Raw genomic sequence first — 15075 nt, 5'->3', positions numbered from 1 at the left:
GTTCATGCCGCCCGCGGCTTCATCACAGCGCTCGTCATGACCGCGCTCGCCGTGGCCCCGCTGCTCGGCACCACAGCCTGCTCAGGCGGGCATCCGCCCAATCCCAACCCGCGAGCGTCGCTGCCGCTGCAAGCCGTGGCGGTGGATCTGCCGCGCTATATGGGCCGCTGGTACGTGATCGCGCATGTGCCCTACTTTGCGGAACACGGCTTCGTGGCGACCCGCGCCGAATGGACACTGCGCGCGGATGGCCGCATCGACGACGTGTTCGTCGGACGCAAGGGCGGTTTCGATCAGCACGAGCGCCGCTACCAGTTCGTCGATACCGTCGAGCCCGGCAGCGGCGGCGGCACATGGCGCGTCCGCCTGTTCTGGCCCGTGTATTTCACCCAACTCACGCTGTATGTCGACCCCGGCTACCGCTACACGATCCTCGGCAATCCGGACAAGACACTCGGCTGGATCTTCGCGCGCGAGCCGGTGATCAGCGACGACGCCTACCGTGCGTTGCTCGCCCGGCTCGACGCGATCGGCTACGACACCTCGCAGTTCGTCCGCGTGCCGCAGGTGCCCGCGCAGCTTGGCCAGCCGGGCTTCGAGCCGGCCGATGCGAATCGTTGAGTCCGCATGCATCCGCACGCGCGGCTCGTCCGTATCTGCAGTCACGGTCCTGAACAACGCGAACAGGAGAGTGATCGACATGCAGCGCGAACTCATCTGCCCGCCGCCCGGCCAACGCATTGCGGTGGTCGGCGGCGGCATTGCCGGCCTGGCCAGCGCGTGGCTGCTATCGCGCCGTCACCGGGTCACGCTGTTCGAGGCCGCCGGCTACCTTGGCGGCCACACGAACACCGTTGACGTCGAACTGGACGGCTTGCGGCATCCCGTCGACACCGGCTTTCTCGTCTTCAACGATCGTAGCTATCCAAACCTCGTCGCGCTGTTCGGCGAACTCGGCGTGCGCGCGCATCGCACCGACATGTCGTTCTCGGTCTCGCTCGATGACGGCCGGCTCGAATGGGCCGGCACGAACCTGAACACGGTTTTCGCGCAGCGTCGCAACCTGTTCTCGCCATCCTTCCTGCACATGCTGCGCGACATCCTGCGCTTTAACGCGTCGGCGCAGCGGCATCTGGAAAACGCGAGCCGCAACCGTTGCTCCGTCGGCGAGCTGCTGGTCGAAGGCGGCTATGGCGCGCCGTTCCAGCGTCACTACCTGCTGCCGATGGCGGCGGCGATCTGGTCGAGCGCTGCTCACGAGATCCTGCGTTTTCCGGCCGCCACGTTTCTGCGTTTCTGCCTGAACCATGCATTGCTGCAGGTGAATGGACGGCCGCCGTGGAAAAGCGTGGTGGGCGGCGGCCGCGAGTACGTGCGCAGGATCGCCGCGACGCTCGACGACGTCCGGACGAACACACCAGTGCGTGCGGTATGGCGCGACCCGCAAGGCGTCACCGCCGTGACCGACGAGGCGGGAGCCGAGCGCTTCGACGCGATCGTGCTCGCCAGCCACGCGCCGACGAGCCTGCGCCTGCTCGTCGACGCCGACGAAAAGGAGCGCGGCATTCTTGGCGCAGTGCGCTACCAGCGCAACTACGCGACGTTGCACACCGACACGCGTCTGCTGCCGCGCCGCCGGCGCGTGTGGTCCGCGTGGAATTACCTCGGCGCACGCGTGTCGCAGGCGTCGGGCCACCGCCAACCTGTGTGCGTGAGCTATCTGCTCAACCAATTGCAGCCGCTGCCGTTCCGCACACCGGTGATCCTCACGCTCAACGCAGTGGAGGCGCCCGCGCGGGAACACGTGATCGGTCGATACGTGTATGAACATCCGCTGCTGGACCTTGCATGCGTCGATGCTCAGCAGCGTCTGCCCGAACTGCAAGGCCACCGGCGCACGTGGTTCGCGGGCGCGTGGACCGGCTATGGCTTCCACGAGGACGGGTTGAAATCCGCGCTGCACGTCGCGCAAGCGTTCGGCGAGCTTCCGGCGTGGGCGGTGCGATGAGCATCGAAGCGAGCTGCAACGATGGCAACGACGGCAGGGACGGTATCGCCGCGCGTATTCTGACCGGCAACGTGATGCACGAACGGCTGCGTCCGGCGCGGCATCGATTCGTCTATCCGGTGCTGTATCTGAGCTGCAACCTTGCCTGCGTGACGCAGTTGCAGCGCTGGTGGTTCGGTATCGACCGCTGGGCGCCGCTCGGCCTCGTCACGCGCGACTACGGGCCGCACGACGGCCAGCCGCTGGAGAGCTGGATGCGCCGGCGCCTCGCCGAAGCCGGGGTCCCCGCCGACGGGGACATCTGGCTGCAGACCATTCCGCGCGTTTTAGGCTACGCGTTCAGCCCGGTGAGCTTCTGGTTCTGCTACGACCGCGAAGGCGCGTTGCGCGCGCTCTACGCCGATGTGCGCAACACGTTCGGCGCGCGTCACGGCTATCTGCTGAGTGCGCCGGATCACGCGCCGATCGGCGACGACACCGAGCTGATCTGTCGCAAAACGTTCCACGTCTCGCCGTTTTGCGACGTCACGGGTCACTACGCGTTTCGCGTCCGCCTGCGCGACGGTTCGGTCGTCGTCGCGATCGATTATCACGATCGAAACGGACTGCTGCTGCGCACCGCCCTCGCGCTGCGCGGCGAGCCGCTCAGTGCGCGAAGCGCGTTGCGTGCCGTCGCCCGCCGGCCGTTCGCCGCGCTTGCAGTGATGATGCACATCCACTGGCAGGCGCTGCGCCTGTGGCTCAAGCGCGTGCCGTTTTACGGCGCCCGTCCGCCGGGCTCGGGCCATGCGGATCGCAGCGGGCCGTGCGCGCCGGCCAGTATTCCACGACGAGACAAGGACGGCTCATCATGAACGTGCTGCGTTCGCTTTCGACCAACGCGGCGATGCCGCTGTGCGCGCGGCTCCTGTTCGGCGTGTTGCGTCAGGTCCGGGTCGGCCATCTGACGCTGGTCACGCCGCAGGGCGCGCACTACCTGTTCGGCGATCCGCATCAGCAGCCGGGCGCCGTGCTGCACGTGCTCGACTGGCGTGCGTGCCGCGCGATCCTGCGCGCGGGCGATATCGGCGTGGCGCAAGCGTACCGCGCCCAGTGGCTCGATTCGCCCGATTTCGTCGCGCTGCTGCGGTTCGCGCTGTGTAACGAGGCGGCAGTGAAGCGCGCGGTGCATGGCGGCCGGCTCGCGCAGCTCTGGTACAACCTCCGACACCGCTTGCGGATAAACACACGCACGGGCAGCCGGCGCAACATTCACGCGCACTACGACATCGGCAATGCGTTCTACGCGCTATGGCTCGATCAGAGTTGGACCTATTCGAGCGCCTGCTTCGACGGCGACCCGATACGCTCGCTCGACGCGGCGCAGGAGGCGAAGTACCGCCGTATCGTCGAGACGCTCGGTCTGCGGCCCGGCATGCGCGTGCTGGAGATAGGCTGCGGCTGGGGTGGCTTTACGATCCACGCGGCGCGCCTGGGCATCCAGGTCCATGGCGTGACGATTTCGCAGAACCAGCGCGACTTCGCTATCGAACGGATCCGGCGCGAGGGTCTCGATGGGCTTGCCCGTGTCGAACTACGCGACTACCGGGATCTGGACGGTCAGTACGATGCGGTCGTGTCGATCGAGATGTTCGAAGCCGTTGGGGTGACTTACTGGCCCGTGTGGTTCCGCAAACTGCGAGATCGCCTCGCGCCGGATGGCCGCGCGCTGGTGCAGACGATCACGATAGACGAAGCGCACTTCGCCGCCTATTGCGCGTCGAGCGATTTCATCCGCGAGTACATTTTCCCGGGCGGCATGCTCCCCAGTGCCGAGCGCTTCGTGCGTGGCGCGAGCGCGGCGGGGCTGCACGCGTCGCCCGCGTTGTCATTCGGTCTCGACTATGCGCGCACGCTGCAACTCTGGCGGCAGCGGTTCGAGGCGAACCTGGACACGGTGCGCGGCCTGAATCTCGACGAAACCTTCATTCGCACGTGGCGCCTTTATCTCGCCTATTGCGAGGCCGGGTTTGCCGAGCGGCGCACGGATGTCATGCACTTCGTGGTTGCGCGGGTGGACTGATACCACGGCGATACGTGCACGTGAAACTCCATACAGGCAAAAAAAAAGCGTCACGTTGCCGTGACGCTTTGAAAAAGTTCTAGCCATTCCGAGGGCCGTGCTAGAACCTGAGAGACGGTTTTTCGAAAGCGCTGACTCGACGCGGCCGGAAATCCTGGGCCAGCTCAGGCGCTACCGATTAGCACGCTTCAATCTGGTAAATTCGACCGAACACCCAAAATATGGGCAAAAACGTGCAATTAACTCGGTGTTTCGAAACAAGATTCCATTTTTTATGGTTATGCTGACTAAGTCAAGCAAAATGATAAAAAGCTTCAAGCGGCTTCCGGTAATTCGTTCCGATACAATCAATTCTTAAAATTTACTCAAGCCGGCGCGTCGCTCCAGCGCCTGCCGGCCGGTTCCCGGCGCGCACAGCACCAGCTGACGAACAGAAAACTCGAAATACCGTTCCAAAAAAGCGTATGAACCGACCTCTGCCTTCCCCCCTCTCCGCCGCTCCCGTCAAGGACAGCAAGGACAGCACCGGCGACGAAGTCACTGCGCTCGCGCGCGGCCTGACCGTGCTGCGCACGGTCGCCGCCGCCCACGCGCCGCTCAGCAATCGCGAACTCGCCGAACTGACCGGCATCCCGAAACCGACGGTGTCGCGCATCAGCGCGACGCTGGTCAGCGCGGGCTTTCTGCTGCGGCTGCCGGACAGCGAGCGATTCGTGCTGACGTCGTCGGTGCTGGAACTGAGCAACGGCTTCCTGCGCAATTTCGACATTCGCGCGCGCGCGCGGCCGTACCTGATCGCGCTGGCCGAGCGCACCGCGTTGTCGGTGCACCTCGCGGTGCGCGACCGCTACGACATGGTCGTGATCGACACGATCCGGCCGCGCTCGGCGGTGCTCGTGTCGCGGCTCGAAATAGGCTCGCGGATGAGCCTCACGCGCACCGCGGTGGGCCGCGCGTATCTGGCCGCGCTCGCGCCAGCCGAACGCAACACGCTGCTGAGCGGCCTGCAGACCGCCGAGGGCGACGAGTGGCCGAACGTCGGCGGCCGCCTGGAAAACGCGATCGCCGATACGCTCGAACGCGGCTACGCGATCGCCACCGGCGAGTGGTACGACGGTCTGAACGCGATCGCGCTCGGTTTCGTCGGGCCGTCGGGCGAACGCTACGCGGTCAACTGCGGCGGCTCGGCCGACCAGTGCCCGCGCGACTGGCTGATCGCCAACGCCGCACCGGCGCTGCTCGAATGCATCGACAAAATCGTGCTCGAAATCGGCGGCACGCCGGGACGCCGGCTCGACCTGTAAGCGCGCGTCGAACCCGTCAGCCGCTGCGGCTGCGGCTGCGGCCACCCGGGGAACCCACGGCCCGACACCAAACACCGGCCGCCGCTAGCCGACCCGTCGCCTACCCTCTGTAACCTTCGTAATCAACCGAAAAAAAGCTTGGCTGGACTGTTACAGAGGCCGCAACGTACGATCACGCATCCCGGTTGCGGGACCGCGCCGCCGGCCATAGGCACCATCGCCAACGGCGCCGCGCCGCCTCGATGATTTCGCATTGCGTTAACATCTCTGTCCCGTACGCCGGGTAGCATCGCGCCGAGACATCGCGCGCCGCGCCCGCTGTCTAATCCGCCTGCCCGCCACTTGCACCGCCGGTGTGCCGCTGTCCTTTTTAGCGGCGCCCGCGCGAGCGGCTCACATCACTTGCCAGTCACCAGACCGAACCGATGGACGAACAACAAAAGCACCCGGAAACTCAACGCCCCGCCACGCCGAAGCCGTCCGCGGATGGCGCGCAAGCGGGCGCGCCCGGCACGGTGAAGCGGCGTCGCGGCCGCACCGTCGCGATCATCGTCGTGGTGCTGCTGGTGCTCGGCGTGGTGCTGTGGCGCTGGCATCCGTGGGGCGGCCCCGGTGCCGGCGCGAGCGCGCCCGGCGCCGCCAGCGGCGCGCGCGCGGGCCGCTTCGGCCGCGGCGCTCCCGGCGCCCCCGGCAACATGCCGCAACCGGTGCACGTGGCCACCGCGACCCAGGGCGAAATGCCGGTCGTGCTGACCGCGCTCGGCACCGTCACGCCGCTCGCCACGGTCACCGTGCTGCCGCAGTTGAGCGGCGTGCTGCAGGACGTCTATTTCAAGGAAGGCCAGATGGTCAAGAAGGGCGACGTGCTGGCCCAGATCGACCCGCGCCCGTACGAGATTTCGCTGCGCAACGCCGAAGGCACGCTGATCCGCGATCAGGCGCTGCTGGAAACCGCGCGCCTCGATCTGAAGCGCTATCAGACGCTGCTCGAGCAGGACTCGATCGCGCGTCAGCAGGTCGACACCCAGGCGTCGCTGGTGCGTCAGTACGAGGGCACGGTGAAGTCCGACAAGGCGAACATCGATACCTTCAAGCTCGACCTGATCTATGCGCGCATCACCGCGCCGGTGTCGGGCCGCGTCGGCCTGCGCCAGGTCGACCCGGGCAACTACGTGACCTCGGGGCTCGCGAACGGCATCGCGGTCATCACGCAGTTGCAGCCGATCAGCGTGCTGTTCACGACCTCCGAAGACAACCTGCAGCAGATCATCAAGCACACCGCGAACGGCGAGCAGCTGTCGGCGACCGCGTACGACCGCAGCAACACCCGCCCGCTCGAAGTCGGTTCGCTGAAGACGATGGACAACCAGATCGACACGACCACCGGCACGGTCAAGCTGCGCGCGATCTTCGAGAACAAGGACAACGGGCTGTTCCCGAATCAGTTCGTCAACACGCGCCTGCTGGTCGATACGATCAAGGACGCGGTGATCGTGCCGACCTCGGCGGTGCTCAATGGCTCGATGGGCCGCTTCGTGTACGTCGTCAAGGCGGACAACACGGTCACCGTGCGCGAGGTCAAGGTCGGCCCGGTCGACGGCGAGCGCACCAGCATCCAGTCCGGCCTCGCGGTCGGCGAGCGGGTCGTGACCGACGGCTCCGACCGGCTGCGCGAAGGCGCGAAGATCACGATTCCGGCCGCGCGCGCCGCCGGTGCGGCGGGCGCGTCGGGCCCGCATGGCGCGAGCGCGCCGGGCGGTGCATCGGCCGCATCGGGTGCCCACGCGCATCGCGGCCGCCACGCGTCGCAGGCCGCGCAATAAAGTAAAGGCACAGCACTTACCGCATGAATCCATCCCGCGCCTTTATTCTTCGTCCGGTCGGCACCGCGCTGCTGATGGCGGCGATCATGCTGGTCGGCCTCGTCGCGCTGCGCTTTCTGCCGCTCTCAGCGCTGCCCGAGGTCGACTATCCGACCATCCAGGTGCAGACCTTCTATCCGGGCGCGAGCCCGGACGTGATGACCTCGTCGGTGACCGCGCCGCTCGAACGCCAGTTCGGGCAGATGCCGTCGCTGAACCAGATGTCGTCGCAAAGCTCGGCCGGCTCGTCGATCATCACGTTGCAGTTCAACCTCGACCTGCCGCTCGACATCGCCGAGCAGGAAGTGCAGGCCGCGATCAACGCGGCCGGCAACCTGCTGCCGTCGGACCTGCCCGCGCCGCCGATCTACGCGAAGGTCAACCCGGCCGACGCGCCGATCCTGACGCTCGCGATCACGTCGAAAACGATGCCGCTCACCGAGGTGCAGGACCTCGCGGACACGCGTCTCGCGCAGAAAATCTCGCAGGTCGCGGGCGTCGGCCTCGTCAGCCTGTCGGGCGGCCAGCGCCCGGCCATCCGGATTCAGGCGAACCCGCGCGCGCTCGCCGCGTACGGGCTCAATCTCGACGATCTGCGCACCACCATCTCGAACCTGAACGTCAATACGCCGAAGGGCAACTTCGACGGCCCGACCCGCAACTACACGATCAACTCGAACGACCAGCTGCAAAGCGCGGACGAGTACAAAACCGCGGTGGTCGCATACAAGAGCGGCCGTCCGGTGATGCTGACCGACGTCGCGAACATCGTGTCGGGCCCGGAGAACACCAAGCTCGGCGCGTGGGTCGACAACACCCCGGCGATCATCCTGAACGTGCAGCGCCAGCCCGGCGCGAACGTGATCCAGGTGGTCGACAGCATCAAGAAGCTGCTGCCGCAGTTGCAGCAGTCGCTGCCGGCCGCGCTCGACGTGCAGGTCGTCACCGACCGCACCACCACGATCCGCGCATCGGTGCGCGACGTGCAGTTCGAACTGGCGATGTCGGTCGTGCTGGTCGTGCTGGTGATGTACCTGTTCCTCGCCAACGTCTACGCGACGATCATTCCGAGCCTGTCGGTGCCGCTGTCGCTGATCGGCACGCTCGCGGTGATGTACCTGTGCGGCTTCTCGCTGGACAACCTGTCGCTGATGGCGCTGACGATCGCGACCGGCTTCGTCGTCGACGACGCGATCGTGATGATCGAGAACATCGCGCGCTACGTGGAAGAAGGCGAGCCGCCGCTCGAAGCCGCGCTCAAGGGCTCCAAACAGATCGGCTTCACGATCATCTCGCTGACGGTGTCGCTGATCGCGGTGCTGATTCCGCTGCTGTTCATGGGCGACGTGGTCGGCCGGCTGTTCCATGAATTCGCGATCACGCTCGCGGTGACGATCGTGATTTCGGCGGTCGTGTCGCTCACGCTGGTGCCGATGATGTGCGCGAAGCTGCTGCGCCACACGCCGCCGCACGAGAGCCACCGCTTCGAGGCGAAGGCGCACCGCTTCATCGACTGGGTGATCGCGCGCTACGCGGTCGCGCTCACGTGGGTGCTGGGACGGCAGCGCGCGACGCTGGTCGTCGCGGTGCTGACGCTGGTGCTGACCGGCCTGCTGTATGTGTTCGTGCCGAAGGGCTTCTTCCCGGTGCAGGACACCGGCGTGATCCAGGCGATCACGCAGATGCCGCAGTCGGTGTCGTTCGCGGCGATGGCCGAGCGTCAGCAGGCGCTCGCCGACCGGATCCTGAAAAATCCGGATGTCGAGAGCCTCACTTCGTTCATCGGCGTGGACGGCAGCAACATCACGCTCAATAGCGGCCGGATGCTGATCAACCTGAAGCCGCGCGACGACCGCAGCAGCAACGCGAGCGAAGTGATCCGCCAGTTGCAGAAAGACGTCGCGCATATTCCGGGCGCGACGCTCTACATGCAGCCGGTGCAGGACCTGACGATCGACTCGACGGTCAGCCCGACGCAGTATCAGTTCATGCTGACCGATCCGAACATCGGCGAATTCACCACGTGGGTGCCCAAGCTGGTCGAGCGCCTGAAGCAGGCGCCCGAACTCGCCGACGTCGCGACCGATCTGCAGGACAACGGCCGCTCGGTGTTCATCGAGATCGACCGCGCGACCGCCGCGCGCTTCGGCATCACGCCGGCCACGATCGACAGCGCGCTGTACGACGCGTTCGGCCAGCGCATCATCTCGACGATCTTCACGCAGTCGAACCAGTACCGCGTGATCCTCGAAGTGCAGCCGGAGATGCAGCACTACATCGAGTCGCTGAACTCGATCTACCTGCCCTCGGCGACGGCGAGCGGCGGCCAGGTGCCGCTGTCGTCGATCGCGAAGTTCATCGAGCGCCCCGCCCCGCTGCTGGTTACGCACCTGAGCCAGTTCCCGGCCACCACGGTGTCGTTCAACCTCGCGCCGGGTTCGTCGCTCGGCGCGGCGGTCAGGGCGATCGAGCAGGCGCAGAAGGACATCGGCCTGCCCGCGTCGTTCCAGACCCGCTACCAGGGCGCGGCGCTCGCGTTCCAGGCGTCGCTCGCCAACGAGCTGTTCCTGATCCTCGCGGCGATCGTCACGATGTACATCGTGCTCGGCGTGCTGTACGAGAGCTTCATCCATCCGATCACGATCCTGTCCACGTTGCCGTCGGCGGGCGTCGGCGCGCTGCTCGCGCTGCTGATCACCGGTCATGACCTCGACATCATCGGCATCATCGGCATCGTGCTCTTGATCGGTATCGTCAAGAAGAACGCGATCATGATGATCGACTTCGCGCTCTACGCGGAGCGCGAGGAAGGCAAGCCGCCGCGCGAGGCGATCTACCAGGCCTGTCTGCTGCGCTTCCGGCCGATCCTGATGACCACGCTCGCCGCCTTGCTCGGCGCGCTGCCGCTGATGCTCGGCACCGGCGCGGGCTCGGAGCTGCGCCGTCCGCTCGGCATCGCGATCGCCGGCGGTCTGATCGTCAGCCAGCTGCTCACGCTGTTCACGACGCCGGTGATCTATCTCGCGTTCGATTCGCTCGGCCGCCGGCTGCGCGAGCGCTTCCATCGCGACGATTCGCCCGGTAGCGCGACGCCGCCCGCCACCGATGCGGGGAACTAGGCGATGAACCTGTCGCGTCCGTTTATTTCCCGCCCGGTCGCCACCACGCTGCTGGCGATCGGCATCGCGCTGTCCGGGGTGTTCGCATTCACCAAACTGCCGGTCGCGCCGCTGCCGCAGGTCGACTTTCCGACCATCTCGGTGCAGGCGTCGCTGCCGGGCGGCAGCCCGGAGACCGTCGCGACCAGCGTCGCAAGTCCGCTGGAGCGGCACCTGGGCTCGATCGCCGACGTCAGCGAAATGACCTCGCAGAGCTCGGTCGGCTCGACCCGCATCACGCTGCAGTTCGGCCTGAACCGCGACATCGACGGCGCCGCGCGCGACGTGCAGGCGGCGATCAACGCGGCGCGCGCCGATCTGCCCGCGAGCCTGCGCAGCAACCCGACCTACCACAAGGTCAACCCGGCCGACGCGCCGATCCTGATTCTCGCGCTCACGTCGAACACGCTGACGCCGGGTCAGCTGTACGACTCGGCGGCCACCGTGCTGCAGCAGTCGCTGTCGCAGGTGCAAGGGGTCGGCGAAGTCGACGTGAGCGGCTCGGCGAATCCGGCGGTGCGCGTCGAACTCGAACCGCATGCGCTGTCGCACTACGGAATCGGTCTCGAAGACGTGCGCGCGGCGCTCGCCGCGGCCAACGCGAACAGCCCGAAAGGCGCGATCGAGTTCGGCGAGAACCGCGTGCAGCTGTACACCAACGACCAGGCGACCAAGGCCTCGCAGTACAAGGACCTGGTCATTGCGTATCGCAACGGCGCGGCGGTCAAGCTGTCGGACATGGGCGAAGTGGTCGACTCGGTCGAGGACCTGCGCAACCTCGGCCTCGCGAACGGCAAGCACTCGGTGCTGGTGATCCTGTACCGGCAGCCCGGCGCGAACATCATCGAAACGGTCGACCGCGTGAAGGCGATGCTGCCGCAACTGCATGCGTCGCTGCCCGCCGACGTCGATATCCTGCCCACCTCGGACCGCTCCACCACGATCCGCGCGTCGCTGAAAGACACCCAGCGCACGCTGGTGATCGCGGTCGCACTGGTCGTGATGGTGGTGTTCCTGTTCCTGCGCAACTGGCGCGCCACGCTGATTCCGAGCGTCGCGGTGCCGATCTCGATCATCGGCACGTTCGGTGCGATGTACCTGATGGGCTTCTCGCTCGACAACCTGTCGCTGATGGCATTGACGATCGCGACCGGCTTCGTGGTCGACGACGCGATCGTGGTGCTGGAGAACATCTCGCGGCACATCGAGGACGGCATGCCGCGCATGAAGGCCGCGTTCGTCGGCGCGCGCGAGGTCGGCTTCACGGTGCTGTCGATCAGCCTGTCGCTGGTCGCGGTGTTCCTGCCGATCCTGCTGATGGGCGGAATCGTCGGCCGGCTGTTCCGCGAGTTCGCGCTGACGCTGTCGCTGGCGATCGCGGTGTCGCTGCTGGTGTCGCTGACGCTCACGCCGATGATGTGCTCGCGCCTGTTGCGCGAGAAGCACGAGAAGCGCGAGGAAAACCGCTTCGGGCGCGGGCTCGAACGCGGCTTCACCGCGCTGCAAAACGGCTACGAACGCTCGCTCGGCTGGGCGCTAGAGCATCCCCGCCTGATCGTGGCCGTGCTGCTGCTGACCATCGGGCTGAACGTCGCGCTGTACATCATCGTGCCGAAGGGCTTTTTCCCGCAGCAGGACACCGGGCGGCTGGTCGGCGGCATTCAGGCCGACCAGAGCACGTCGTTCCAGGCGATGAAGGGCAAGTTCACGCAGATGATGGAGATTGTCAGCAAGAACCCCGCGGTCGAGAGCGTGGCCGGCTTCACCGGCGGGCGCCAGACCAACTCGGGCTTCATGTTCGTGTCGCTCAAGCCCAAGAGCGAGCGCAAGCTGTCCGCCGACCAGGTGATCCAGCAACTGCGCGCCCCGCTCGGCGACGTCGCCGGCGCGCGCACGTTCCTGCAGGCGGTGCAGGACATCCGGGTGGGCGGCCGGCAATCGAACGCGCAGTACCAGTTCACGCTGCTGGCCGACTCGACGCCCGATCTGTACAAGTGGGGGCCGAAACTGACCGAGGCGCTGCAGGCGCGCAAGGAGCTCACCGACGTGAACTCCGACCAGCAGCAAGGCGGCCTCGAAGCGATGGTGACGATCGACCGCGCAACCGCCGCGCGCATGAACATCAAGCCCTCGCAGATCGACAACACGCTGTACGACGCGTTCGGCCAGCGCCAGGTGTCGACGATCTACAACCCGCTGAACCAGTACCACGTGGTAATGGAAGTCGCGCCGCGCTTCTGGCAGAGCCCGGACATCCTGCACGACCTCTACATCAGCACGTCGGGCGGCTCCGCGAGCGGCGCGCAGACCACCAATGCGCCGGCCGGCACGGTCACCTCGAACGCGGCGACCGGCACCACCAGCGCGGCGACCGGCGGCACCGCGGCCACCACCGCCGGCAGCGCGGCCAGCATTGCCGCCGATTCGGCGCGCAACCAGGCGATCAACTCGATCGCGGCGAGCGGCAAGTCGAGCGCGTCGTCGGGCTCGGCGGTGTCGACCTCGAAGGAAACGATGGTGCCGCTGTCGACGATCGCGAGCTTCGGGCCCGGCACCACGCCGCTGTCGGTCAATCACCAGAGCCAGTTCGTCGCGTCGACGATCTCGTTCAACCTGCCGCCGGGCGTGTCGCTCTCAACCGCGACCCAGGCGATCTACGACACGATGGCCGAGATCGGCATGCCGGCCACCATTCACGGCAGCTTCCAGGGCACCGCGCAGGCGTTCCAGCAGTCGATGTCCGATCAGCCGATCCTGATCCTCGCGGCGCTCGCGGCGGTCTACATCGTGCTCGGGATTCTGTACGAGAGCTACATCCACCCGCTGACGATCCTGTCGACGCTGCCGTCCGCGGGCGTCGGCGCGCTGCTCGCGCTGCTGCTGTTCAAGACCGAGTTCAGCATCATCGCGCTGATCGGCGTGATCCTGCTGATCGGGATCGTGAAGAAGAACGCGATCATGATGGTGGACTTCGCGATCGACGCGTCGCGCAAGGGGCTGTCCTCGCGCGATGCGATCTACCAGGCCTGTCTGCTGCGCTTCCGGCCGATCATGATGACCACTTTCGCGGCGCTGCTCGGCGCGCTGCCGCTCGCGTTCGGCGGCGGCGAAGGCGCGGAAATGCGCGCGCCGCTCGGTATCTCGATCGTCGGCGGGCTGATCGTCAGCCAGATGCTGACGCTCTATACGACGCCGGTGGTCTACCTGTATATGGATCGCCTGCGGGTGCGCTGGGAAGCGCGCAAGGCGCGCCGCCGCGGGGATGCGGCGACGGGTGCGGTGTGATGGTGTGAGGCGGCGGGCGTTACAGCTTCTGCTCGATGGCCAGCGAGAAAATCCGCTGCCATTGACGCGCCTGCCGCTCGCCCGTCATCGGCACCAGCCATTCGCCGTGGCGCGGGTCCTTCACCTTGAGCGCGACATGCGCCTGCGCATCACGGCCCTGCACTTGCGCGCCGAGCAGGTCGGCGAATATATATGCGCCCTGCGCGTCGCCGACGCGAATCTCGCACAGCCGCTTGGGCGCCGCGAGCCGCACCGAGCCCCAACTGCCCTTGAGTTCATGCGTCCAGTCGCCGTCGCGCAGATTCGGCGCGACTTCGCGGCGGCGCTGCCACCAGTACGCGAGCGCGGCGACGACCAGCGCGCCGGCCAGCACCGCGACGCCAATCGCCACCCCCAGACCGAACGCGGCTTCGAGACCGTCAAACGCGCGGACCGCGCCGTACACCAGCGCGATCAGCGCAAACAATGCAACCAGAATCGGCATCGCTAGCTCACCCGGAAAAAGGGCCTAGCCTAGCACGGGGGTGGCGCGGGGCCGCGTGAAGCTGGCAGCGCGAAGCGGGCGGTGGCGTGATCTCCGCGGCGGCCCGGGCGCGAGTTGATCCCGGCGCTTGCCGAACTTAACCAGCGCCGCCTGCCGCTCATTGCCATGCTGCTCATTGCCATGCCGCTGATTGCCCTGCCGCTGATTGCCGTGCCGCTGATTGCCGTGCCGCTCACTGCCCCTTATGCGCGGCCGCCCACTGCTTGACCGCGTTCAGCGTGTTCTCGACATGCTTGTCCGGCGACAGGCTCGTGTATTCGTAAATGATCTTGCCGTCCGGTGCGATCACGTACGAGACCCGGTTGGCCATCCCCGCTTTCAGCGGCATGCCGGCGTCGTATGCGCCGATCACCTTCGCGTCGGCATCGGCGGCGACCGGGAATTTGCTGCGGCATTCGCTGACCGAGAACTTCGTCAGCGTATCGATGTTGTCGTGCGACACGCCGATCACCGTCGCGCCGTATTTCTTGTATTCGTCGACCGCATCGGCAAACTCGTGCGCCTCGATCGTGCAGCCCTTGGTGAACGCGGCCGGATAGAAGTACAGCACGACCGGCCCCTTCTTCAATTCGTCGGCGAGCGAATAGGTGTAGGTCTTGCCGCCGAGCGACGCGTCGGCGGTGAACACCGGCGCGCTATCGCCGGGCTTGAGCGTCGCCGACGCGAGCGGCGCATGCATCGCGCAGCCAAGCGCCATCACGACGGCGGCGAGCGACACGGGTAACTGTTTTATCTTCAACTGCATCTGCTCCTCCATGCGTGCGGGCACGCGTTCGATCCGTTTCATTGCCAGCAGCGTCCCGGCCCCACGCCGGGCGTCGCCGAACAATCTATTGGAGCACGGATACGCGA

General features: G+C 66.6%; 11 protein-coding genes. 9 read left to right on the top strand and 2 right to left on the bottom strand.

Going from position 1 to position 15075, the window contains the following annotated elements:
- Positions 1-36 precede the first annotated feature (36 nt).
- The 8 genes from LJ656_RS00720 (at position 37) to LJ656_RS00685 (ending at position 13679) form a co-directional block, all read left to right on the top strand.
- Complete coding sequence (locus tag LJ656_RS00720) at positions 37-621, top strand: lipocalin family protein (RefSeq protein WP_230507891.1); 585 nt, start codon at positions 37-39, stop codon at positions 619-621.
- Between the two features lie 79 nt (positions 622-700).
- Positions 701-2008 (top strand): NAD(P)/FAD-dependent oxidoreductase, encoded by a 1308-nt coding sequence (locus LJ656_RS00715; protein ID WP_230507332.1) that lies wholly within the window; start codon positions 701-703, stop codon positions 2006-2008.
- A complete protein-coding gene (locus tag LJ656_RS00710) occupies positions 2005-2862 on the top strand; it encodes a DUF1365 domain-containing protein (RefSeq protein ID WP_230507331.1) in 858 nt (285 codons plus the stop codon). The genes LJ656_RS00715 and LJ656_RS00710 overlap by 4 nt, the downstream gene beginning before the upstream one ends.
- Positions 2859-4070: an SAM-dependent methyltransferase gene (locus tag LJ656_RS00705; RefSeq protein ID WP_230507330.1), complete on the top strand. Its 1212-nt coding sequence runs from the start codon at positions 2859-2861 to the stop codon at positions 4068-4070. The genes LJ656_RS00710 and LJ656_RS00705 overlap by 4 nt, the downstream gene beginning before the upstream one ends.
- A 464-nt stretch (positions 4071-4534) precedes the next feature.
- Complete coding sequence (locus LJ656_RS00700) at positions 4535-5374, top strand: IclR family transcriptional regulator (protein ID WP_230507329.1); 840 nt, start codon at positions 4535-4537, stop codon at positions 5372-5374.
- Positions 5375-5799: 425 nt separating this feature from the next.
- Positions 5800-7197, top strand: coding sequence for an MdtA/MuxA family multidrug efflux RND transporter periplasmic adaptor subunit (locus LJ656_RS00695; protein ID WP_230507328.1), 1398 nt, complete (start codon positions 5800-5802; stop codon positions 7195-7197).
- A gap of 23 nt (positions 7198-7220) precedes the next feature.
- A complete protein-coding gene (locus tag LJ656_RS00690) occupies positions 7221-10355 on the top strand; it encodes an MdtB/MuxB family multidrug efflux RND transporter permease subunit (RefSeq protein ID WP_230507327.1) in 3135 nt (1044 codons plus the stop codon).
- A 3-nt stretch (positions 10356-10358) separates the two neighbouring features.
- On the top strand, positions 10359-13679 hold the full coding sequence (locus tag LJ656_RS00685; RefSeq protein WP_230507325.1) for an efflux RND transporter permease subunit: 3321 nt from the start codon (positions 10359-10361) through the stop codon (positions 13677-13679).
- A gap of 19 nt (positions 13680-13698) precedes the next feature.
- Here LJ656_RS00685 and LJ656_RS00680 read toward each other — a convergent pair whose 3' ends face one another.
- Positions 13699-14163, bottom strand: coding sequence for a hypothetical protein (locus tag LJ656_RS00680; protein ID WP_230507323.1), 465 nt, complete (start codon positions 14161-14163; stop codon positions 13699-13701).
- A 114-nt stretch (positions 14164-14277) separates the two neighbouring features.
- Between LJ656_RS00680 and LJ656_RS00675 the strand changes: the two genes are divergently transcribed.
- Entirely contained in the window at positions 14278-14430 is a 153-nt protein-coding gene (locus LJ656_RS00675) for a hypothetical protein (RefSeq protein WP_230507322.1), read from the top strand.
- Here the strand turns inward: LJ656_RS00675 and LJ656_RS00670 are convergent.
- Positions 14396-14968, bottom strand: coding sequence for a peroxiredoxin (locus tag LJ656_RS00670; protein WP_425605897.1), 573 nt, complete (start codon positions 14966-14968; stop codon positions 14396-14398). The two genes, LJ656_RS00675 and LJ656_RS00670, sit on opposite strands and share 35 nt — an antisense overlap.
- Between the last annotated feature and the right edge of the window lie 107 nt (positions 14969-15075).

Origin of the sequence: Paraburkholderia sejongensis, assembly GCF_020880815.1 — a bacterium.
GTDB lineage: Bacteria > Pseudomonadota > Gammaproteobacteria > Burkholderiales > Burkholderiaceae > Paraburkholderia > Paraburkholderia sejongensis.
Note: the sequence above shows the minus strand (reverse complement) of the source record. Positions and strands in the feature narration are given on the sequence as shown.